The following is a 21,409-nucleotide window of genomic DNA, read 5'->3' on the forward strand; positions in this document are numbered from 1 at the left end:
GTAAAACATTTATTCATAAATAAATCAAGCTTGACAATGGGGGCATCATTGAGAGACTTGGTGAAACGGATAGAAAACCACCCGGCGGAGAGAAATGGACAGCGCAAACGACAAATACAGAGCCCCCGCACTGGAAAAAGGGCTGGACATAATTGAACTTTTGGCTGGTCATGGAGAGGGGTTGCCGCAGGGGGAAATCGCAAAATCGCTGGAACGCTCACAAAGTGAGATCTACAGGATGTTGTCGACACTTGTGCGTCGCGGTTATGTTGTGCGTTCAGCGTCTGGTGATCGGTATTCACTGAGCCTGAAAATGTTCTCGTTAAGCCAGCGCCACCCCCCGATAGGGCGCGTTATCGAGGCCGCCTTGCCCCGGATGCGGGCAATCACACGGGTTGCCTGGCAGTCCTGCCACATGGGCATGGAAAGCAGCGGAGACATTGTCGTGGTTGCATCCGCAGAATCTCCCGGAAATTGGGGACTGGCGCTTAGGACCGGTACGGTGGTCGGGCTTTGGAACACAGGAACCGGGCGGGTTTTGGCCGCCTTTAGATCCAATGAAGAAGTTGACGACTTAATTGACCAACATCGTCGAGCCATTGGAGAGCCCGAGCTGGATCGCGCCGAGTTTGAGGGACATCTGGAGCGAATTCGCAACGAAGGTTTCGAACTGATGCCTTCGGCGACTCTGATCGGGGTGACCAATTTGGCATTCCCGATTTTCGGCCCTTCCGGCAACGTCGCCGCCGTTCTCAGCTGTCCCTATCTCAAACGCGTTGATGACCTGAAAGTTCCGTCACAGGAAGAAGTTGTCACATTATTCAAATCTCTCGCCCAGGAACTGACTGATTTGTACTGCGGAAAATCACCAAGCGAAGGCAAGGGACAAAACCAATGACGTTTACGAAACGGGTCGTCGGAAAGACGCAACTTAAGATTCCGACACTGGGCTTTGGCGGTGCACCGTTGGGGGGGCTTCTGGAAGCTGTAGACAGCGAAGAAACGCTCGCAACCTTGGGTGATGCGCTTTCGAGCGGTATGACCTATGTCGATACAGCGCCATTCTATGGGTTCGGCAAGTCCGAACACGTCGTCGGAAATGAACTCCGTGGCAAAGACTATGTTTTGTCCACCAAGGTTGGGCGGCTTTTGAAGCCCGGTCTTCCAGCCGACCCTGCCGGTATGGGCTGGCCCGATCCATTGCCCTTCCACCCGGAGTATGACTATGGGTACGATGGGATCATGCGGTCCTTTGAAGACAGCTTGCAGCGGCTGGGTCTGGATCGAATTGACATTCTCTATGTGCACGACATTGGAGAAGTGACACATGGGTCAGACAACAAAGCGCATTTTAACGCATTGATGACGGGCGGCTACCGCGCACTTGACGAGCTTCGGACCGCCGGTCTGATCAAAGCCATCGGTCTGGGAGTAAATGAGGCAGACGTCTGCAGCGCAGCTTTAAATCACGGACAATGGGACGTTTTTCTCTTGGCTGGGCGCTATACATTGCTTGAACAAGATCCGCTCGACGATCTACTGCCACAATGCGTGGCCAACAACGTGTCCATTGTGGTTGGTGGGCCATACAATTCGGGCATTCTGGTTGGCGGTGACACATGGAATTATGGCGCTGCGCCAGATGAAATCGTCAACAAGGTTCGTCAGTTGAAGAATATCTGTTCATCCTTTGGAGTGCCGTTACCCGCAGCCGCGCTGCAATTCCCGTTGGGACATGAATGTGTAGCTTCTGTAATTCCGGGTCTTCGCAGTCGCAAAGAGCTTACGCAAACGTTGCAATGGGCTTCACACACAATTCCGGATGAGTTTTGGCAGGCTCTCAGGGATCAAAACCTGCTGCATGGCGATGCGCCGACACCCCCAAAAAACCCATTCAAACTGGGCTGAGAAAATGAAAATAGATGCACACCAACATTTCTGGAAACTGGACCGTGGCGATTATGACTGGCTCACCCCCGATCTGGCGCCGATTTTCAGAGATTTTCTTCCCGACGACCTTGCCCCGCTGCTAAAGGCGAACGGTGTTGACGGTACAATCGTCGTGCAAGCGGCCGAAACCGAAGCCGAAACAGAATATCTTCTGTCTTTGACGGATCAGTATGACTGGATCTTAGGTGTTGTAGGTTGGGTCGATATGGAGGCTCCTCACGCAGTTCAATCCATTGAGCGGCTTGCTCAGCACTCTCGCCTTGTTGGTCTGCGCCCAATGATCCAAAGCATTCCTGAAGACGACTGGATGTTGAAAAGGGAAATCCTCCCTGCAATAGAGGCAATGCAAGCTCACAATCTGACATTTGACGCGCTGGTCCTGCCAAAACACCTTGTTCACCTGAAAACCTTTTTGGAACGACACCCCAATTTAACGACGGTGGTCGATCATTGCGCCAAACCGGAAATCCGCAACAACCTATTCCAACCTTGGGCTGATGAAATCGCCGTCATTGCCGCGTTTTCAAATGTGTTTTGCAAAATTTCGGGACTTGCAACAGAGGCCAGTCATGATTGGGACATCACCGATCTTGCGCCCTACATCCACCATGTCCAAACCATGTTCGGCCCCGACCGCACAATGTTTGGGAGCGATTGGCCCGTCGTGAACCTTGCATCTGACTATTCCCAATGGAACAGCGCATTTGAATCTGTCCTTGCGGATATTTCTCAAACCGACCAGCGGTCATTCTCCGCACGAGCAGCAATCAAAGCCTATCCGCGCCTTCGAGAAGTCAAATCGTCCTAAACTGAATCAGCTTCCCGGCCGCCCGACAAAATGGAACTTCAGGTCGGTCTTTTGATTACACTTGGGATTGGAAAATGCCAGTTTGATTGTGCACGTATCGTATTCTGTCCTTAAGACTCTGCAACATCTCGCAAAATTCACGTCGCACTCCGTACAAGATCTGAAGCCTAACTTTCTGCATGTGGCCTTATTTTGGTTACGGTTTTGTATTTTCAAATGCGTGAAGCCAGTTGCGAATCTCCTTCTTTCATCTTAGTATACTAGTCATCCAAATGAGACGCGATGATGTAAAATCTGAACTAAGCGGTATGTCTTGTCGGGATCAAAACATGTTTTCAGAGTCGGTCTAAGCAGTTTTGCCCACAGATTTCGCATCGCTCCAAACTACGCGACCACCCGCTCACAGGAGAACCTGATATGAAAATTACTGACGCAAAAGTATTTGTCGGGGGCCCGGGGAAAAACTACGTCACGCTAAAGATCATCACGGATCAAGGCATATATGGACTTGGTGATGCGACGCTGAACAATCGCGAAACGTTGCCAGCAAAATACTTGCAGGACTACCTCATCCCAAACCTGATTGGTATGGATCCCCGCAATAGCGAAGATATCTGGCAGTTTTTCTATCGCGGCGCGTATTTCAGACGTGGACCGATCGCTATGGCGGCCTTTGGCGCCATCGATATGGCGCTTTGGGATATCAAAGGCAAATTGGCGAACATGCCTCTCTACCAGCTTTTTGGCGGCAAGAGCCGTGACGGGGCCATGGTCTATGCACATGCAACCGGCGCCGATTTAGAAGACCTGATGGACAGCATCTCACAATATGTCGAACAGGGGTATCGCGCCGTGCGGGTGCAATGCGGCATTCCGGGCATGCCTACCGCCAGCTATGCGGTACCGGATAAGCCCGGTGAGAATGAACACTACATGAGCGATTTCAGCGGCATACGACCCAAAGTCGAGATCTGGAATTCGGATCGCTACTTGCGCTACATGCCCGGCGCGCTGGCCGAAATACGCGCGCGGTTTGGACCAGAACTCAAACTTTTGCACGATGTTCACCACCGTCTGACCCCGCGCGAGGCCGCAGAATTTGCCAGGGCTGTTGAGCCGGTTGGCCTATACTGGTTAGAGGACCCTACACCTGCCGAAGATCAGAGCGCGCTTAAACTTTTGCGTCAGCATTCAACCGTGCCTGTCGCCATCGGCGAAGTGTTCAATTCGATCTGGGAATGCAACAAGCTCATTGAACAGGAGCTGATTGATTTTATCCGCGTGGCTGTGACCTATGCCGGGGGCATCACACATGTGAAACGCATCGTTGATCTCGCCGGTCTGCATCACGTCCGCACCGGGTTTCATGGAGCGCCAAGCCATTCCCCTATCAGTATGGCAGCGCAACATCACCTGAACGCATGGGCGCCAAATTTCGGCATTCAAGAATATTTGGTGTTAGACACGCCCGAATGCGACGCGTTGTTTCCGTCGGAGCATCGAATGAAAAACGGGATGGTCTATGTCAGCGACGCCCCGGGGTTGGGTGTGGATTTTGATGAATCCGAGGCCCAAAACTACAGCTACAAGCCGGGAAGCCATCCAGTTGTCAGACTGGAAGATGGCACTCTATGGGACTACTAGGCACCTCCAACCGGGTACACCATGTTTAAATTGTACAATCGGGTAACACGGCTCGCGCTTAATCTGGCCGACCCTTATGTGGACGGGACAGGCGGACAACCTTCCGGTCACGTCTGGCCATACCTGAGATCGCACCTCAAGCCTCTGCGATGGGTTCTGGTCCTCAGCTTATGCGTCACCGTGTTGTCAGCCAGCGTCGAAGTCTGGCTCATTAGCTACGCGGGCCGATTGATCGACATGCTCGCCGACACCCCGCGCGAAGAAATCTGGCATCGTCACATCGGCGGCCTGCTGGGGGCTGCCTTGATGGTAATCCTGTTTCGACCTCTGTCGCAGTTTCTGCGCCACGCAACAAATGACATCGCCCTGCAATGCAATGCCGCCAACCTGTTTCGCTGGCGCGCGCACGCCCATTTGACCAGGCAATCCGTCGGATGGTTTCAGGAAGACCTTGCCGGTCGCACAGCCTCTCGCCTGGTTCTGATGGGCAACTACGCCACCGACGTGATCTATCACTCGTTAAATGCGGTTGCGTTTGGGCTGGTCTACATGATCGGCGTTGTGACCTTTATGGCTGGAATAGACATCCGACTTGCGTTGCCATTGCTGGTATGGCTCGTGCTTTACATCACGATTATGGTGCTGATTGTTCCACGCATGGTTAACGCGATGGAGACGTTCATGGCGTCAAAATCCGCGCTGTTGGGTGGGGTTGTCGATACATTTTCAAACTTCGACACAATAAGCCTGTTTGCCCGCCGCAAAGACATCGAAAACGATCACCGGACGTGGTTGGAAAACACGCGCGAGATGTTGTTTCGGTCGCGCCAGATCAGCGTCGGGATGCGCACTTTGACGGTCTGGCTTGAAGGCGTGATTATAGTGGGCTTTGTCGGGTACGGTGTCTGGCTCTGGTCACAGGGGGCTGCATCGATAGGCCTTGTAAGCGCCGCCGTTGCGATGAGCTTGCGCATTACCACAATGGCCGATTGGGTATCAGAATCTATTTGGTCGATCTTTCAGCAAGTGGGCTCGGTCCGCGAAGCACTGCGCACAATTTCACAGCCCCTGACGATCCCGATGACGGGCAACGAGGCTAAGCTCGAATTGAACGGAGGCGGTATCGCAATCAAAGGTATTCGGCATCATTACGGCAAAGGACAGGGCGGGCTTGAGGGGATCGACCTGACCATCGAACCCGGCGAAAAGGTCGGATTGGTTGGACCATCAGGTGCCGGAAAATCAACCTTGGTTAATTTGATATTGCGGTTCTATGACCCGGAAGAGGGTCAAATTCTGATTGATCATCAGGATATCTGCACGGTTGAACAAGAGAGCCTGCGTCATGCCATCGGTATGGTCAGCCAACAAGCAGCGCTTTTGAATCGATCCGTCAGGGACAATATCTCGCTTGGCCACAGCAAGGTCACGCAAGAGCAAATCGAAGCGGCGGCGCGCGAAGCACAGGCCCATGATTTTATTCTCGACTTAAAAGACAGCAACGGGCGCACGGGCTATGACGCGCATGTCGGCGAACGCGGGGTCAAGCTTTCGGGCGGGCAACGCCAGCGTATTTCCATTGCGAGAGTGATCTTAAAGGACGCGCCAATTTTGATCCTGGATGAAGCCACAAGCGCGCTGGACAGTGAAGTCGAGGCAGACATTCACACAGCGCTGAGAACCATTATCGAAGGCAAAACAGTGATCGCAATTGCGCACCGGCTTTCGACCATTGCCGAGATGGACCGCATTATCGTTATGGATGACGGTGCGATTGTGGAAAGTGGAACCCATCAGAACTTACTTAAACACGGCGCGCTTTATGCCCGTTTGTGGGAACGTCAGTCTGGCGGCTTTATAGGCGACGTTCAGTCGTCGGACACTTAACCCTGCACAAAGGAAAGACGCCGCCACACGACCTGAGCAGAGTCAGCTCGCGACTTCGGCCCTTTTCCACGCACCCTGAAACAACCGCCGATGAAACAGCGGGAATTTGATTACTTCTTCAAAAAACAGGATCGAGAGCACCCAAAACGCAGGCACATCAAAATACATCACGGCCAGTGCCGTTGCCGGAACTCGGAAAAGCCATTGAGACCAGACAAAAATGTGCATCACATAGATAGTGTCGCCGCTGGCGCGCAACGTGTTCCCACAGATCGCGTTCGATTGCTTTGGAAACGGCAACACAAGCAAAATAGGCAGAAAACCAAACAGGATCGCGCGCGTCTCGATGCTGAGATCGGTGTAAAGATACGTCGCTGACACGCAAATAATAAGGTAGATAACAGCAACGATGCTGGCGGCGACAAATGCCCCTCGCCACGCACTGCTCAGGAAACGGTCAAGTACGTGTTCGGACGGGTTTTGCCCCAACAATTGGGCGACGATAATCCCTGTCGCCTGCGCCCATTGCATTCCGATTGTGCCCGCGACCATGATCCACGGCGCAATAAGAGTCATCGCCGCAAACTCATTCAAGCTCAGCTTGGCATAAATCAGCGTGCAAAAATGGGCCGCAAAGGTCGCGCTGATGAAGGTCGCCGCGATTGGCAACGAAAAGCTGATATGACGAAACAGTGTTTTGGCAAACGTCACCTGACGCCAACCCGGTATTCGTGCCAGATGTCCGTCCACACGCGCCAATTGATAGATCAGAAACCCTACCTGAACACATATTGCAAGCGCGCTCCCCATGGCAGCACCAGTGACACCAAAGGCAGGCAACCCCAGATATCCATGAATAAACACAATACTTGTGAACACATTAATCGGGAGCGACAGACAAAAACTGTAGAGTGGCAATCTCGTTCGGCCACAACCGTTAAAATAGCTCGACAGGCATTGCCCGATAGCTTCGCCCAATATGACAATTGAAAAGACCGCCAGATAGCCTTTTGCCATCTCGGCCACCTCCGCCGATGGCGCCATTGCACCAATCAACGACCCGCCGAAAACTGCGAGCACGGCCAAACCAACGCCGCCAACAACCAGACTTACCGTCAGGCCCGATACCAGCGCCGATTTCAAGAAAACCGCATTTTTTGTGCCAAACGCCTGCGCTGTTCTGATCTGCATGGCGTTGGAAAATGCTAATATCGCCCCCAAAATAAACCCGGCAATTGCGGCCGCAAGCCCCATGGCCGCAAGCGCTGCCTCGCCCAAAGACGAAACCAGGTAGGCGTCAATGACCACTGTACCATGAAGGATAATAGCCTTGAGCGTCATCGGCCACGCCAATCCAAGGACGCTTCTCCAGTTGTGTTGGAGCGCAGTAGTCTTTACTGAATCTGGCGAAAATTTAGACATGCGAATAGAACCGATTTCCTTACCGGTAGGCTGTACGTTTGGCGCGCAACGTAGAAAGGGCGATAAAAAAAAGCGAAGGCGCTTAGCCGTCTGCCGCTTCGAAATAGTTCGCGTTTGTTTCCGTAATTCTCTCGATCGTTTCGTCCAGCCGTGACAGGTGGAACATCCCGACTTCCACAGCCAGATCGCCATCATGCGCTTTGACGGCGTCAGCAATATTTTTGTGATCGGCCATCAGGTCCGGCATGCGTTGCTCTTTTGACAAGCCCAGCCGGCAAAGGCGATCAACCTTGGCCTTTTCCGCCATAATCACATCAAACGCAAAATCGGCTTCGGCAATCTCACACAATGTTCTGTGGAACTCATAATCCAGATTCCCAAAGCCATCGACATCGCGATCTTGAATGGCCTTGGCCTGATCCTCAATCGCCGCATCTAAACGCGCGGCACCGTCATCATCACATTTTTTGGCCGCACGGCGCAGAGCTTCCATTTCAACCGCAGCGCGCACAAAGCGCGATTTCTCGATCTCACGCATAGAGAATTTTTTGACTTCCGTCGCACGCTGAGGCCGGATCAACAGCAAATCAAGGTTTGCCAATCGGCTAAAGGCGTCACGGACAGGCTGGCGTGAAATGCCAAATCGAGAGGCCATATCAGCCTCGGAAATCTTGTCACCAGGACGCAATCCCAAAGAGACTATCTGGTCGTGAAGATAGTCAAAAACCTCATCAACACTTGTGCGTCGCTCGGTTGTTCGGACTAAATTTGCCATGTCATCATCTCCTCTTAAGATGGTTGCAACGTCAATTAGGCTGCTCCCAAAACGCAGTGCGTTGTCGATAAAGCCTTACAAACGCTACCCAATACACAAGTTGCATACTGGACAACAGGCTCGCTTCATTCGTTCTACTGAACTTTTAACTAGTATGCCAGCAAAATAACTAGTATTCTAGTATAGACCGCTATCGAATCGTCGGAGTCACGGCCATTCGACATAGTCAGTCGCTAAAAGCACGGGAGGGTAAGAATGTCAGGTGTCAGCTTACAAAGGCTCGTTAAGGCCTACGGCGCTGTACAGGTTGTCCACGGGATTGACCTGGAAGTTCAAGAAAAGGAATTTGTCGTCCTAGTTGGCCCATCGGGTTGTGGTAAGTCAACGACGCTTCGCATGATTGCCGGCCTTGAAGAGATCAGCGATGGCGATCTGACAATCGATGGTCGACTTGTGAACCGAGTGGCCCCCAAAGATCGCGATGTCGCGATGGTCTTCCAGAACTACGCCCTTTACCCTCACCTTGATGTCGCTGAAAACATTGCCTTTGGCCTGCGTATTCGCAAGGAAAGCAAAGATGTCATCGCCTCTTCGGTTCAGGAAGTTGGCGAGATTTTGGGGCTGACACCCTACCTTGAGCGTCGCCCTGCCGATCTTTCTGGTGGTCAGCGCCAGCGCGTCGCTATGGGGCGCGCGATTGTCCGTCGCCCAAAGGTCTTTTTGTTCGATGAGCCCCTGTCCAATCTTGATGCTAAGCTGCGTACTCAGATGCGCGCCGAGATCAAGAGACTCCACAAACGGCTTGGCGTAACGTCAATTTACGTAACACACGATCAGGTTGAGGCGATGACCCTCGCGGACCGGATTGTCGTTATGCATGACGGACGGATCGAACAAGTCGGAACTCCGATGGAACTGTTCCTCAATCCGGTTAACACATTTGTTGCGGGATTTCTCGGATCGCCCCCGATGAATATGGTCAAAGCCCGCATCGGCTCTGGCGATACCGGACCGGTAGCAGAATTTGACGGAAATAAACTGCCTCTTGCACAGCTTCCGTCCCTGCAAAACGCCGTTGGCAAAGACGTAATTCTGGGTATCCGACCGGAATTTGTCACTGTGTCACGCACAAAAGACGATGGAGCTATTCCCGTCGATGTTGACCTGATTGAAACGCTTGGTTCCGAAGCTTTGATCCACGGCAGCCTGCAGAAAGAACCTTTTGTCATCCGCACCGAAACTGTTGGTCAGATGGATGTACTGGACGGCATATCCGGCTTCAAAATCAAACCGGATCTGATCCGCGTCTTTGACGCCGAAACCGGGTCAGCACTACCTGATCAGGTGACAGTGCAATGACAAACGATCCCAACTTTACCGGCCCAAAAACCGAGCAGTTGGTTTTTGATGCAGCCGAAGCCCAACGTAAGCGCCACCCAAGCAAAGTTGGCCGCGTTATCGATCACCTGAAACGGGAATGGCAGCTATACGCGATGCTGCTCCCCACAATAATCTGGCTTTTGGTCTTTCTTTACAAGCCGATGTACGGACTGCAGATCGCGTTCAAAGACTACTCGATCTTCCGCGGAGTCGCGGGAAGCGCCTGGATTGGCTTGGAACATTTCGAAAACCTGTTCAACAATGATCAGTTTCTACGCGCGTTGAAAAACACCATCATCATGAGCGCCTATGGTCTGCTGTTTGGCTTTCCTGTGCCAATCTTTCTGGCGCTGATGTTCAACGAAGTTCTGAACCAGACCTTCAAGAAATCCGCTCAGACCATCGTGTACTTGCCGCACTTCATTTCGTCGGTGATCATCGCGGGTATCGTCATCACGTCCTTCTCGCCTTCGGCAGGTATCGTAAATACCATGCTGGGATGGTTTGGGATCGACGCGATCTACTTTCTGACGAAACCAGAATGGTTCCGACCGATTTTTATCGGCACGGGCATCTGGCAAGAGGCCGGGTTCCAATCCATCGTCTATCTTGCGGCGATCGCCGGTGTCTCACCTACGCTGTATGAATCTGCCGTGGTGGACGGGGCATCGCGCTGGCAGATGATGTGGAAGATCACAATCCCATCGATCATGGCCACGATCATCATCATGTTGATCATTCGTATCGGCAACATCCTCGAGATCTCGTTCGAGATGATCATCCTGCTGTATCAGCCCGCCACTTACGAAACTGCCGACGTCGTGAACACCTTCATTTACCGTCAGGGTCTTCAGGGTGGGCAATATGATTTCGCTGCGGCAGCGGGCCTGTTCAATGCAGTCGTCGCCTTCATCCTGGTGATGACGGCCAACACAATCTCAAAGCGCTACTCGCGCACGTCACTTTGGTAGGGGAATTGAAGCAATGGCTAATATGAATCTCTATTCTCGTGGTGATAAGCTCTTCGTCATAGTGAACATGATATTGCTTGGGATCTTTACGATCTCAACGCTTTATCCCTTCATCTATATCGCGTCACTTTCAATGAGCACCGGCTTTGAGGCCCGCGCAGGCAACGTCATCCTGACACCTGTGGGCTTTACACTTGAAGCCTACAAACAGGTGCTGAGCGAGGCCCAATTCTGGACCAGCTACAAGAACACCTTCATCTATACGTTCTTTGGCACATTGATGAGCCTCGTGTTCATCATTCCCGGCGCCTACGCATTGTCGCGCCCACAACTATACGGCCGCCGGTTCTGGAACCTGATGGTTGCCTTTACCATGTGGTTTAACGCCGGTCTGATCCCGTTCTTTCTCAACATGCGCGATCTGGGCCTGTTGGACAGCTACATCGGCATCATCATCGGGTTCGCGGTCAACGGCTTTAACATCATCTTGCTGCGCAACTTTTTTGAAGCAATCCCACAGTCGTTTGAGGAAGCCGCCCGAATGGATGGCGCCAATGAATTTCAGGTACTCTGGAAAGTTTACATGCCGCTTTCTAAGCCTGCCATCGCAACGGTCGCATTATTCTGTATCGTGTCGCGCTGGAACGGGTTCTTTTGGGCCATGGTCTTGTTGCAGGACGAAGACAAAATCCCGCTCCAGGTCTATCTGCGCCATGTCATTGTTGAGCTTTCTGACGACGAAGAATTTGCCAATTCTTTGCTGACATCAGCTTATTCGTTCGAGACTGTCAGCGCCGCAATTATCATATGCTCGATCATTCCGATCTTGCTCATTTACCCCTTCCTTCAAAAGTACTTCAGCAAAGGTATCTTGCTGGGCGGAGTGAAGGAATGACCACAATAAGAAAGTCGCAATCAGGGAGGATATTATGCGCAAACTAACACTAACACTGGCCATGCTCGGGACCACCGCCATTACGGCACCGGCCTTTGCAGACGGACACCTAAAAATTGTTGACGACCCGCTGGAGCTGACGATTCACATGCACTGGCCTCGCGCTCAGGGCTATGGAGTTGGCGGTTCCCCCAGCGAGATTTACCCGGTCGAAGAAGCCGCGCGCGCAATGACAGGGATTTCGCTGACAGACGCGACAGCCGGTCGTAACAGCACCGATAGCGCCGAAGCGATGAACCTGTTGATCGCCCAAGGCGACATGCCCGACATTGTTGGCGGCCACCTGATCAAACAGCCGGTCAACGAATTCGGCCCGCAAGGTGCATTTGTACCGCTGAACGATCTCGTTGCAGAACATGCGCCCAACATTCAGGCATACTGGGATTCTCGTCCTGAGGTGTTGGCGTCCATTACTGCCTATGACGGCAATTACTACTACATTCCCTACCTGCCCGACGGGAAATATGGCCGGGCTTGGTTCATCCGTCAGGACTGGCTTGATGCGTTGGGGCTGGAGCAGCCACAAAACGTCGAAGAGCTGGAGGCAACCCTTATTGCCTTCCGTGACAATGATCCGAACGGGAACGGCGCGGCGGATGAAGTTCCGTATTTTGCGCGTCAGTGGGAAGAAGTGAACCGCTTGCTGACACTTTGGGATGCACGCTCTTCCGGCTCTGACACGTATCACGATTTCTACATCACGGCAGATGGATCGATTGCGCATCCTTATGCTCAGGATACTTATCGCGACGGTATTTCAAATATTGCGCGCTGGTACGAAGCCGGTCTCATTGATGCGGAAATCTTCACACGTGGGTCGTCTTCTCGTGACTTCTTGCTGTCGGAAAACCTTGGTGGTCTGACCCATGACTGGTTTGCGTCGACTTCCGGCTATAACGGCAAACTTGCGGATAAAATTGATGGGTTCAACTTTATCCCCTTCCTGCCGCCCGCCTCGACAAACGGTGTGCGTATGGAAGAGCACCGCCGCATTCCGGTTAAGCCGGACGGTTGGGCAATCAGCCACACGAACGACAACGTGGTCGAAACGATCAAGTATTTTGACTTCTGGTTCACAGAAGAAGGTCGCTTGCTGGCCAACTTCGGTGTTGAAGGCAAAACTTGGGACATGGTCGACGGCGAACCTATCTTTAAGCCCGAAGTTCTGAACGCGGATGCCGCGATCAATAGCCAGATGTATCTTGAAGGTGCGCAAATTCAGCGCGGGTACTTCCAGGATTACCGCTATGAATGGCAGTGGACCGCACAGGCGGCTCGCGAAGGCATTGAACTCTATGACACTCAGGATTTGCTTGTAGACCAGTTCCTTGGCGTTGCTTTCACCGAAGACGAACAGGCGGTTTATGATCGGTACTGGCCATCGCTGCGCACCTATATGCTGGAGCGCAACCAAGCCTGGATCCTTGGCACTGGCGATGTTGTGAAAGACTGGGATGCCTATATCGAGACGCTCAACGAAATGGGCTACTCGGACGTAATCGAAGTCATCAACTCGGCTTACAAGCGACAGTACGGCTGACACTCAAACTCTACACTGATGGCCGGGTTTGTCTCGGCCATCAGCACGTTTTCAACAGAATAACCGACCAAAGGATGTCCGATGCCCGCTACGCCACTTCCATTACTTGATGAACCCAAGGCCGGGCGCTTGACGATCCAGTACGCACCTGTTGCGACCACTCAAATTGTTGAGAACCCGCCGCGTTTTTCGTGGATTCCAGTGATCGAGGATGAGGCCACCTATGTGGTGCGTATCTCAACCGACCCAAAATTTCCCGTCAAAGACACTCAGCTCTTTGCCCCGATCGCGCTCAATTTTTTCACCCCTGATGTGGCCTTGGCCGCGGGTGAGTATCATTGGGCCTATGCCGTGTGCGACCCGACGACGGGCAAGCCCGTCACCACGTGGAGCAGCTCCCGAACCTTCTCCATTCAGGACGGGTTGCCACAAACGCCCCTGCCAGCACGTGACACCCGCCTTAAGGGCGCCGCGCAAACACATCCGCGCCTGTGGATGACGACAGATCGGCTCGATGCGTTTTGTGAGTCCGTTAAGACAAACCCGGACCACTGCACCTGGTCAACGTTCTACGAGAAATCTGTGCTGCCATGGATGGACCGCGAGGTCATGAAAGAACCGGCAGGGTATCCCAACAACGTCCGCGTGGCACCGGTTTGGCGACAAACTTACATCGACTTGCAGGAAGCATGGTACGCCATTCGTCATCTTGCCATCGGAGGCCGCGTCACCGGCAATGCGGAAATGACCGCCCGCGCCAAAGAATGGTTGCTGGAAGTTGCATCATGGGACCCAAACGGGGTGACATCACGCGCCTATACGGACGAATGGGCCTATCGTGTCACCAACGCGCTCGCTTGGGGCTATGACTGGCTTTATAACGACCTTTCCGAGGATGAACGCGAGACTGTGCGCGCAGTGCTGCTGGAACGAACCCGTGACATTGCCGAACACGCGATCATCAATGCCAAAATTCACCTGTTCCCATATGACAGCCACGCCGTGCGTTCGGTGTCACTGACAATCATCCCTGCATGTATTGCCCTGTTGGGTGACGATCCCGAAAACGAGGCTCTGGACTGGCTCAATTACAGCATCGAATTCCTGTTTACGGTCTATTCCCCTTGGGGCGACAGCGATGGCGGTTGGGCCGAAGGCTCGAATTACTGGATGATGGGCATGGCCTATCTGATCGACGCCGCAAACCGGTTGAAATCTTACACCGGGCTTGACCTCTACAAGCGGCCATTCTTTCAGAATACCGGCGATTTTGCACTCTTCTGCAAAGCGCCCAACACGCGCCGCGCCACGTTTGGCGATGACAGCACCCAAGGCGATCTGCCGGGCATCAAAACCGGTCTGAACATGCGCCAGTTTGCCGGTGCGACCGGCAAGGGCGAATACCAATGGTACTGCGAAGAAAACATGCGGCTGAACCCCGGCACCGAGATGGCGTTTTATAACTGGGGCTGGTGGGACACCAATTTCGACGAATTGGTATTTCAGACCGATTTCCCTGTGGTTGAACCGACGGCACCTGAAGGCGGATTGCGCCACTTTAAGGGGATCGGCTGGGTCGGCGTTCAACACGCAATGGACGATCCGGACAATCACATACAATTCGTGTTCAAGTCCTCACCCTTTGGGTCAATCAGCCACAGCCATGGTGACCAAAACGCTTTTTGCATGTCCGCTTACGGCGAAGACCTCGCGATCCAGTCGGGCCATTATGTTGCGTTTAATTCGTCCATGCACCGTAAGTGGCGGCGCCAGACACGGTCAAAGAACGCAATCCTGATCAATGGGAAAGGCCAGTACGCCGAAAAAGACAAATCCAAAGCAATGGCCGCGACAGGAAAAATCGTTGCCGCCGAAACGCACGAGGATCACATCTTTATTCAGGGCGACGCGACCCCGGCCTATCAAAGCACGTCTCCCGAAGTGACCCGTGCAGAGCGCAAAATCTACTTTGTGCGCAACGATTATTTTGTCATCGTCGATGAAATAGACGCGCAAACCCCTGTGACTATCGACTGGCTCCTTCACGCCAACAATCCGTTCGAACTGGGCAAAACATCCTTCCGCAATGCGGGCGAGCGAGCGGGTTTTTACGGGCAGGTCGTCTGGTCCGAAGCGGGCAAGCCCGAAATGATGCAGGAAACCGGCTTTCCAGATGTCGATCCTGAGGATTACGACGGGCTTCCAGTCAGCACCTTTCTGACGGCGCGTTACCCCGCGTCGACCCGCCACCGGATCGCCACCCTTCTGGTGCCGTATAAACTTGATGCGCCGAAGCGGATTTTCAATTTCCTCGACGATCAGGGCTATGACGCCGACCTCTACTTTACCGACGCAGACGAAAACACGTTCAAGGTCGTCATGAAAAAACTGGCCAACACGTAAACTAACATCCGGCAACGGCCGGCAAAAACTAAATGGAGAACAACCATGAAACTCAAGGGAAAGACGGCCATCGTGACAGGTGGCGGCCGTGACATCGGCAGCGCAATTGCCACCAAACTTGCCGCCGAGGGCGCAAATGTCGCCATCAACTATTTTGCTAGCTCTGCAGGCGCGGACGCCACAGTTGCTAAGATCAAAGCGGACGGCGGCAATGCGATTGCCGTGCAAGGCGATCTGAACAAGCAAGCAGATGTCGACACGCTGATCTCAAAAACAATCGACGCTTTTGGAGGTATCGACGTGCTTGTTAACAACGCAGGCGGTCTGATTGCGCGCAAAACGATTGCCGAGATGGATGTCGACCATTGGAATGCGGTCATGACATTGAACCTGACAAGCACGTTCATGATGACCAAAGCGTGCCTCGCCCACATCAAGACCGGCGCAATCGTCAACCTTGCCAGCCAGGCAGGTCGCGATGGTGGCGGGCCGGGCGCGGTTGCTTATGCCACATCCAAAGGCGCCGTGATGACGATGACACGTGGTTTGGCCAAAGAAGTGGGTCCGGATATCCGCGTCAACGCGCTGTGCCCCGGCATGATCGATACGGACTTTCACAATATCCACACACCTGACGCAGGCCGCCGTGGCTTCGAAGCCAATGCGCCGTTAAAGCGGCAGGGTCATGTAGATGACGCCGCAAACTTGGTGTTGTTCTTGGCTTGTGACGACAGCGCGTTTATCACCGGTACCAATATCGATCTCAACGGCGGAATGCTGTTCAGCTAATCGCTCATCAAAGGACTAAAAATGACAAACTTCCCTGTTGTTTCCACCGGCGAAAACGTAACGCGGCAGGTTCTCTCTGATCATCCCGAGATGATGGTCGTTGCGTTCCGTTTTGCGGCTGAAGGGGCGATTGGTGCATTGCACAATCACCCTCATGTGCAATCGACCTATGTCGAGAACGGGCGTTTTCGCTTCACACTGGGAGATGAGGAAAAAGAAGTTGGCCCGGGTGACAGCTTTGTTATTCCAAGCGAATTGATCCACGGGTGTGTGTGTCTTGAGCCGGGAACATTGATTGACTGTTTCACGCCACGCCGTGATGATTTCCTATAGGTTCCTATCATGAAAATCCTCTCTATCGGCGAGTGCATGGCGGAAATGTCCCCACAAAACGAAGCCGGGACATTTCACCTGGGTTTCGCTGGCGATACTTTTAATACGGCGTGGTATCTGCGCCGTATAAATCCCGACATCAGCGTTTCATACTTTACAGGTTTGGGAACTGACACGATTTCCGATCAGCTGCGGGCCGTTATCAAAGACGCCGGCATCAACGACCAATACGGCGTTCAGGTGCCAGACAGAACCGTCGGTCTCTATCTGATTTCGCTGGATAACGGCGAGCGCAGCTTTTCTTATTGGCGCGGGGAGTCAGCGGCACGTCGCCTCGCATCCGACCCAAGCGCTCTCAAGCGCGCGATTGAAGAACATGATTTGATCTATTTTTCGGGCATAACGCTTGCGATTCTGGATGCAGATGGACGACAGACCCTTTTGTCCGCTTTGCACGAAGGCCGAGACGCGGGCAAAACAATTGCTTTTGATCCAAACCTGCGTCCCCGTTTGTGGAGCGACACGGAAACCATGCTGAAGGTAACAATGGCAGGCGCACACGCGTCTGACATTGTCTTGCCGTCGTTTGAAGACGAGGCCACCTGGTTCGATGACGCCAACCCGGAAGCAACTGCACAGCGTTACTTGTCTGCCGGAGCCAGAACCGTTGTCGTCAAAAACGGCGCAGATGAAATTTACTATCACACCCCTGAAGAACGAGGCACGGTCTCTGTGCCCCCTATTGCCAAAATAGTCGACACAACGGCCGCGGGTGACAGCTTTAATGCGGCAATCATTGCCGGGTTGAGCGATGGTATTTCGCTGCCAAAAAGCATTGCCGCCGCGTGTAAGTTATCTGGTGCGGTCGTTCAGGCACGTGGCGCACTGGTGCCTGTCAGTCAAACGGACTTCTCGGTCTAAACTTTTTAAGCTCTGATCTCTGGTTTGCGGAAATCAACGAGATTTTTTAAGCTAAGTTCCGCACTTGGGCTGTGGCGGCGAGACACCTAACGTGGCTTGCCCACAGTTCTCAACGCTGGCTACGTTGATGAAGATCGCCGCGGCCAAAATTGTCTCCACGGATTGCTCTATGTGTTTTAGGCAGCTGGCATCTCTCCAAAAACGCCCGACACTTAAAGAGGTTTTTTCACAGTCCCGCTGGCAAAACGGTTTTTTGCAATTTACGGGAATAATGGCGCTGAATTACAGAGCCACAAAGAATTATCAGGGACCCAAGCTGAGGGCGTTCGGAAGTAACAAAAAGTTGCGCTGTTTTTTGCCCAATCAGCTTAAAAGTCCCGCACAATCTGACAGTTAAGTCTAGTATACTAGTAATTAGTAGGCTAGTATCGTGAGTCTAAAATAAGGCGCGTGTTTGGGAGGAAAAAGACATGGAACAACCCGTTATTGGCTTCGTAGGCCTCGGCCTCATGGGCGGCAATATGGTCGAATGCCTGCAAAAAAATGGGTTTGAACCCGTTGTCATGGATCTGAACAAAGACGTCGTTGCGTCTGTCGTCAGTCGGGGTGCGAGCGAAGCGACCTCTGGTAAAGACCTCGCATCACAATGCGACATAATCATGCTGTGCCTGACGACTTCAGACGTGGTCGAAGGCTTGGTTTACGGGGATAATGGCATTCTCGCAGGGATCAAAAACGGTGCTGTGGTTATTGATTTTGGGACGTCCATTCCGGCCTCAACACGAAAAATTGGCGCCGATCTTGCTGCCAAAGGCGCTGGCATGATTGACGCGCCACTTGGTCGGACACCTGCTCACGCAAAAGACGGTCTGCTCAACATCATGGCCGCTGGCGACAAAGACACCTTTGACAAGGTAACGCCCGTTCTGAACATCCTGGGTGAAAACGTTTTTTACCTCGGAGATCTAGGTGCTGGCCACACAACAAAACTGATCAATAACTTTATGGGCATGACAACCGTTAGCGCCATGAGCCAGGCATTTGCAGTCGCTGAACGCGCCGGTGTCGATCGTCAGCAACTTTACGACATCATGTCGACAGGCCCGTCGAATTCGCCCTTCATGGGATTCTGCAAAAACTACGCGGTCGACGGTGTAAGCGATTTGGGCTTTTCCCTTGCAAACGCCAACAAAGACCTCGGCTATTTTCTCAAAATGCTCGAAGATCTGGGAACGAAATCGGTGATTGGCGAAGGCACGTCACTCAACCTTCAGGCAGCCGTAGACACAGGAAATGGTCAGGGTAATGTCCCAGAAATTTTCGACTACTTCGTTGAATTAAAAAATTAAAACCCGCACGGCGTGACCGACAATCTTTGCTTTGGTCACGCCGCGCTGTACGCTTGCATACCTGCTTCGGCGACAGCCAGATCCTGCGCGGGTGTGCCGGAACTTACACCGATTGCACCGATGACTTCGCCCTCAGAAACAACTGGCAAACCGCCCGCAATCACAACAATCCGCCCGCCAATCGTAGAAGTAAGACCAAAAACCGGATTTCCTGGCATGCTAGGCTCAGCAAGGTCGTGTGTCGGCTTGCGCGTACCGGAGGCTGTATAACTTTTATCAATCGCCAAAGTGATGCTAGGAATCTTGGCACCATCCATCCGCAAGAACGCCAACAAATTGCAGCTTTCGTCGGTGATGGCGATACACATGGGTACGCCGATTTCTTCGGCTTTCGCCCGAGCGCCATTAATCATTCGGTCAGCATCGGCGCTGTCGAGGCGGCAGAGAGTAAGCATCGGATCTTTCCTGATTTTATAAGCTGCAATGAAATGAAAATGCAAAAATGGCCGCAGCAGCAACAATTTGCGCTAGATATAAGGCTAGTATCCTAGTAGGATAGATAAAGACTGTCACTAACCTTTTGTCAATGCCGCCGCGCACTGGAGCTCGAAATGCCGACACCCAAACCGATCCCCGGAAGCATCCTGCCATCTTTGACGTTTCCAAGCGTAAACGGAGACGAGATCACCGTTGGAGGTCAGAAAGAAAACTGGACCCTTCTTGTCGTTTATCGCGGCAAGCATTGCCCACGGTGCAAAAAATACCTAAACATCCTCAACGAAATGCGGACGGATTGGACCGAGGCCGGTTTTGACATCGCCGTGGTCTCAGCGGATTCGCTCGAAAGGGCACAGGCAGACCTGGCCGAATTCGACTGGGGGTTCGATTTGGGCTATGGCCTTAGCGAAGACCAGATGGCGACACTCGGTGTTTATGTGACTGAGCCCTTGTCGCCAGAAGAGGCTGAAGGCCGCTTTGCCGAGCCCGGAATTTTCGTATTGCGCGGAGATTCGAGCCTGATTGTTGCGGCGATTTCAAATGGACCAGCGGCCCGGCCCGAGCTTGCGGAATTGCTTGATGGTATGATTTTTAACAAGAAAAACGACCGCCCGCATCGCGGAACTGTCTAACCTGATCCCGTGCGACGAACGTGGTCACAATTGAGTTATCAGGATTTATTGACTTTAAGATTTTCCTACAATACTAGTATACCTGTTAGGGCGTCTACCTGATTCATCTTACTTCAGGCAGGCAAACGATCCATAAATGTATCTGGGAGGATAACATGACCAAAAGTTTCACACTTCGCAGCGCGCTGTTTGGCAGCTGTCTGGCACTTGCTGCTACATCTGCTACAGCCGGTGAACTTCGCGGCTGGAACATCCACGTCGAAGATTACCCTGTTTCCATTGCAATGGAATCTTTCGCTGCTGAAGTTGCAGAGCGTACAAATGGCGAAGTAACAGCCAAAACTTTCCACAACGGTGTACTAGGCAGCCAGCCTGACGCCATCGAGCAACTGCGCCTTGGCGTCATCGACTTTGGTGAATTCAGCCTCGGCCCGTTTGGGACTTCTGTTCCTGAAGCGAACGTTGTTTCCCTGCCATTTATTTTCCCAAGCATCCCAGCGATGTACGAAATGATGGACGGTGAAGTTGGTGAAGCAATTTCTGTAGGTATGCGCGCTCGTGGCGTTGAACCTCTCGGATGGTACGATGCTGGCGCACGTTCGTTCTACAACTCTGTACGCCCAATCAACACACCGGCTGACGTTGAAGGTCTGAAAATTCGCGTGATGAGCAATGATCTGTTTGTTCAGATGGTTGAATCCATGGACGGTAACGCCACGCCAATGGCATTCGCCGAGGTGTACCAGTCGATCCAGACGGGTGTTGTGGACGGTGCGGAAAACAACCCACCATCTTACGAATCCACGTCGCACTACGAAGTTGCGTCCTACTACTCACTGACCGAGCACCTGATTATTCCTGAGTGCCTGTGCATGTCCAAAAAGTCTTGGGACAAGCTGACACCTGACCAACAGAAAATCGTTAAGGAAGCTGGTCGCGCAAGCGCCAACTTGCAGCGTGAACTATGGCAGGCCCGTGAGGCGGCTTCGATGGAGATCGTTCAGGCAGGCGGTACTGTTGTAAACACTATCGCTGACAAAGGTCCTTTCCAGGATGCTATGGCACCCGTGTACGAAGGTTTCTTGAAGGCCAATCCTGACCTCGCTGATCTCGTCAACATGATCCGCGACGCAGGCTAATCCTTCAAACTCC

19 protein-coding genes are annotated in these 21,409 nt (G+C 52.8%); 16 read left to right on the forward strand and 3 right to left on the reverse strand.

Going from position 1 to position 21,409, the window contains the following annotated elements; all coding sequences use genetic code 11:
* Positions 1–94: 94 nt before the first annotated feature.
* The 5 genes from ABJI08_RS07930 (at position 95) to ABJI08_RS07950 (ending at position 6,289) form a co-directional block, all read left to right on the forward strand.
* Positions 95–898: an IclR family transcriptional regulator gene (locus ABJI08_RS07930; RefSeq protein ID WP_348401276.1), complete on the forward strand. Its 804-nt coding sequence runs from the start codon at positions 95–97 to the stop codon at positions 896–898.
* Positions 895–1,908, forward strand: a complete 1,014-nt coding sequence (locus tag ABJI08_RS07935) for an aldo/keto reductase (RefSeq protein WP_348401277.1) — start codon at positions 895–897, stop codon at positions 1,906–1,908. Before ABJI08_RS07930 ends, ABJI08_RS07935 begins: the two co-directional genes overlap by 4 nt.
* A 4-nt stretch (positions 1,909–1,912) precedes the next feature.
* Complete coding sequence (locus ABJI08_RS07940) at positions 1,913–2,758, forward strand: amidohydrolase family protein (protein ID WP_348401278.1); 846 nt, start codon at positions 1,913–1,915, stop codon at positions 2,756–2,758.
* A gap of 417 nt (positions 2,759–3,175) precedes the next feature.
* Entirely contained in the window at positions 3,176–4,402 is a 1,227-nt protein-coding gene (manD, locus tag ABJI08_RS07945) for a D-mannonate dehydratase ManD (protein WP_348401279.1), read from the forward strand.
* Positions 4,403–4,423: 21 nt separating this feature from the next.
* Positions 4,424–6,289: an ABC transporter ATP-binding protein gene (locus ABJI08_RS07950; RefSeq protein WP_348401280.1), complete on the forward strand. Its 1,866-nt coding sequence runs from the start codon at positions 4,424–4,426 to the stop codon at positions 6,287–6,289.
* 42 nt (positions 6,290–6,331) lie between these two features.
* Here the strand turns inward: ABJI08_RS07950 and ABJI08_RS07955 are convergent, their stop codons facing one another.
* Positions 6,332–7,630, reverse strand: a complete 1,299-nt coding sequence (locus ABJI08_RS07955) for an MATE family efflux transporter (RefSeq protein ID WP_348401281.1) — start codon at positions 7,628–7,630, stop codon at positions 6,332–6,334.
* A 163-nt stretch (positions 7,631–7,793) separates the two neighbouring features.
* Positions 7,794–8,486: a GntR family transcriptional regulator gene (locus tag ABJI08_RS07960; protein ID WP_348401282.1), complete on the reverse strand. Its 693-nt coding sequence runs from the start codon at positions 8,484–8,486 to the stop codon at positions 7,794–7,796.
* Positions 8,487–8,741: 255 nt separating this feature from the next.
* On the opposite strand from ABJI08_RS07960, the gene ugpC reads away from it, so the two are divergent.
* From ugpC to ABJI08_RS08005, 9 genes are all read left to right on the forward strand, one after another.
* Positions 8,742–9,845: a sn-glycerol-3-phosphate ABC transporter ATP-binding protein UgpC gene (gene ugpC, locus ABJI08_RS07965; RefSeq protein WP_348401283.1), complete on the forward strand. Its 1,104-nt coding sequence runs from the start codon at positions 8,742–8,744 to the stop codon at positions 9,843–9,845.
* Positions 9,842–10,837 (forward strand): ABC transporter permease subunit, encoded by a 996-nt coding sequence (locus ABJI08_RS07970; protein WP_348401284.1) that lies wholly within the window; start codon positions 9,842–9,844, stop codon positions 10,835–10,837. Before ugpC ends, ABJI08_RS07970 begins: the two co-directional genes overlap by 4 nt.
* Positions 10,838–10,850: 13 nt before the next feature.
* Positions 10,851–11,732 carry a carbohydrate ABC transporter permease gene (locus ABJI08_RS07975; protein WP_348401285.1) on the forward strand — a complete coding sequence of 294 codons (882 nt, stop codon included), beginning with the start codon at positions 10,851–10,853 and terminating at the stop codon, positions 11,730–11,732.
* A 34-nt stretch (positions 11,733–11,766) separates the two neighbouring features.
* Entirely contained in the window at positions 11,767–13,332 is a 1,566-nt protein-coding gene (locus ABJI08_RS07980) for a sugar ABC transporter permease (RefSeq protein ID WP_348401286.1), read from the forward strand.
* Between the two features lie 81 nt (positions 13,333–13,413).
* Entirely contained in the window at positions 13,414–15,735 is a 2,322-nt protein-coding gene (locus ABJI08_RS07985) for a DUF4962 domain-containing protein (RefSeq protein ID WP_348401287.1), read from the forward strand.
* A 45-nt stretch (positions 15,736–15,780) separates the two neighbouring features.
* Complete coding sequence (locus ABJI08_RS07990) at positions 15,781–16,524, forward strand: glucose 1-dehydrogenase (RefSeq protein WP_348401288.1); 744 nt, start codon at positions 15,781–15,783, stop codon at positions 16,522–16,524.
* A gap of 21 nt (positions 16,525–16,545) precedes the next feature.
* Positions 16,546–16,857: a cupin domain-containing protein gene (locus ABJI08_RS07995; RefSeq protein ID WP_348401289.1), complete on the forward strand. Its 312-nt coding sequence runs from the start codon at positions 16,546–16,548 to the stop codon at positions 16,855–16,857.
* 9 nt (positions 16,858–16,866) lie between these two features.
* Positions 16,867–17,778, forward strand: coding sequence for a sugar kinase (locus ABJI08_RS08000; RefSeq protein WP_348401290.1), 912 nt, complete (start codon positions 16,867–16,869; stop codon positions 17,776–17,778).
* 470 nt (positions 17,779–18,248) lie between these two features.
* Complete coding sequence (locus tag ABJI08_RS08005; protein ID WP_348401291.1) at positions 18,249–19,127, forward strand: NAD(P)-dependent oxidoreductase; 879 nt, start codon at positions 18,249–18,251, stop codon at positions 19,125–19,127.
* 35 nt (positions 19,128–19,162) lie between these two features.
* Here ABJI08_RS08005 and ABJI08_RS08010 read toward each other — a convergent pair whose 3' ends face one another.
* Positions 19,163–19,582 carry a heme-binding protein gene (locus ABJI08_RS08010; protein ID WP_348401324.1) on the reverse strand — a complete coding sequence of 140 codons (420 nt, stop codon included), beginning with the start codon at positions 19,580–19,582 and terminating at the stop codon, positions 19,163–19,165.
* Positions 19,583–19,738: 156 nt separating this feature from the next.
* Here ABJI08_RS08010 and ABJI08_RS08015 point away from each other — a divergent pair, with 156 nt between their 5' ends.
* A complete protein-coding gene (locus tag ABJI08_RS08015; RefSeq protein ID WP_348401292.1) occupies positions 19,739–20,257 on the forward strand; it encodes a redoxin domain-containing protein in 519 nt (172 codons plus the stop codon).
* A gap of 155 nt (positions 20,258–20,412) precedes the next feature.
* Positions 20,413–21,396, forward strand: a complete 984-nt coding sequence (locus ABJI08_RS08020; RefSeq protein ID WP_348401293.1) for a TRAP transporter substrate-binding protein — start codon at positions 20,413–20,415, stop codon at positions 21,394–21,396.
* Positions 21,397–21,409: the final 13 nt, after the last annotated feature.

Source organism: Shimia sp. (genome assembly GCF_039969785.1).
Classification (GTDB): domain Bacteria; phylum Pseudomonadota; class Alphaproteobacteria; order Rhodobacterales; family Rhodobacteraceae; genus Shimia.

Coding starts and splice junctions, on each gene's coding strand:
- ABJI08_RS07930 (WP_348401276.1), top strand. CDS start 95: ATGGACAGCGCAAACGACAAATACAGAGCCCCCGCACTGGAAAAAGGG.
- manD (WP_348401279.1), top strand. CDS start 3,176: ATGAAAATTACTGACGCAAAAGTATTTGTCGGGGGCCCGGGGAAAAAC.
- ABJI08_RS07960 (WP_348401282.1), bottom strand. CDS start 8,486: ATGGCAAATTTAGTCCGAACAACCGAGCGACGCACAAGTGTTGATGAG.
- ABJI08_RS07935 (WP_348401277.1), top strand. CDS start 895: ATGACGTTTACGAAACGGGTCGTCGGAAAGACGCAACTTAAGATTCCG.
- ABJI08_RS08020 (WP_348401293.1), top strand. CDS start 20,413: ATGACCAAAAGTTTCACACTTCGCAGCGCGCTGTTTGGCAGCTGTCTG.
- ABJI08_RS08015 (WP_348401292.1), top strand. CDS start 19,739: ATGCCGACACCCAAACCGATCCCCGGAAGCATCCTGCCATCTTTGACG.
- ABJI08_RS08005 (WP_348401291.1), top strand. CDS start 18,249: ATGGAACAACCCGTTATTGGCTTCGTAGGCCTCGGCCTCATGGGCGGC.
- ABJI08_RS08000 (WP_348401290.1), top strand. CDS start 16,867: ATGAAAATCCTCTCTATCGGCGAGTGCATGGCGGAAATGTCCCCACAA.
- ABJI08_RS07970 (WP_348401284.1), top strand. CDS start 9,842: ATGACAAACGATCCCAACTTTACCGGCCCAAAAACCGAGCAGTTGGTT.
- ugpC (WP_348401283.1), top strand. CDS start 8,742: ATGTCAGGTGTCAGCTTACAAAGGCTCGTTAAGGCCTACGGCGCTGTA.
- ABJI08_RS07990 (WP_348401288.1), top strand. CDS start 15,781: ATGAAACTCAAGGGAAAGACGGCCATCGTGACAGGTGGCGGCCGTGAC.
- ABJI08_RS07975 (WP_348401285.1), top strand. CDS start 10,851: ATGGCTAATATGAATCTCTATTCTCGTGGTGATAAGCTCTTCGTCATA.
- ABJI08_RS07950 (WP_348401280.1), top strand. CDS start 4,424: ATGTTTAAATTGTACAATCGGGTAACACGGCTCGCGCTTAATCTGGCC.
- ABJI08_RS07940 (WP_348401278.1), top strand. CDS start 1,913: ATGAAAATAGATGCACACCAACATTTCTGGAAACTGGACCGTGGCGAT.
- ABJI08_RS08010 (WP_348401324.1), bottom strand. CDS start 19,582: ATGCTTACTCTCTGCCGCCTCGACAGCGCCGATGCTGACCGAATGATT.
- ABJI08_RS07985 (WP_348401287.1), top strand. CDS start 13,414: ATGCCCGCTACGCCACTTCCATTACTTGATGAACCCAAGGCCGGGCGC.
- ABJI08_RS07980 (WP_348401286.1), top strand. CDS start 11,767: ATGCGCAAACTAACACTAACACTGGCCATGCTCGGGACCACCGCCATT.
- ABJI08_RS07955 (WP_348401281.1), bottom strand. CDS start 7,630: ATGACGCTCAAGGCTATTATCCTTCATGGTACAGTGGTCATTGACGCC.
- ABJI08_RS07995 (WP_348401289.1), top strand. CDS start 16,546: ATGACAAACTTCCCTGTTGTTTCCACCGGCGAAAACGTAACGCGGCAG.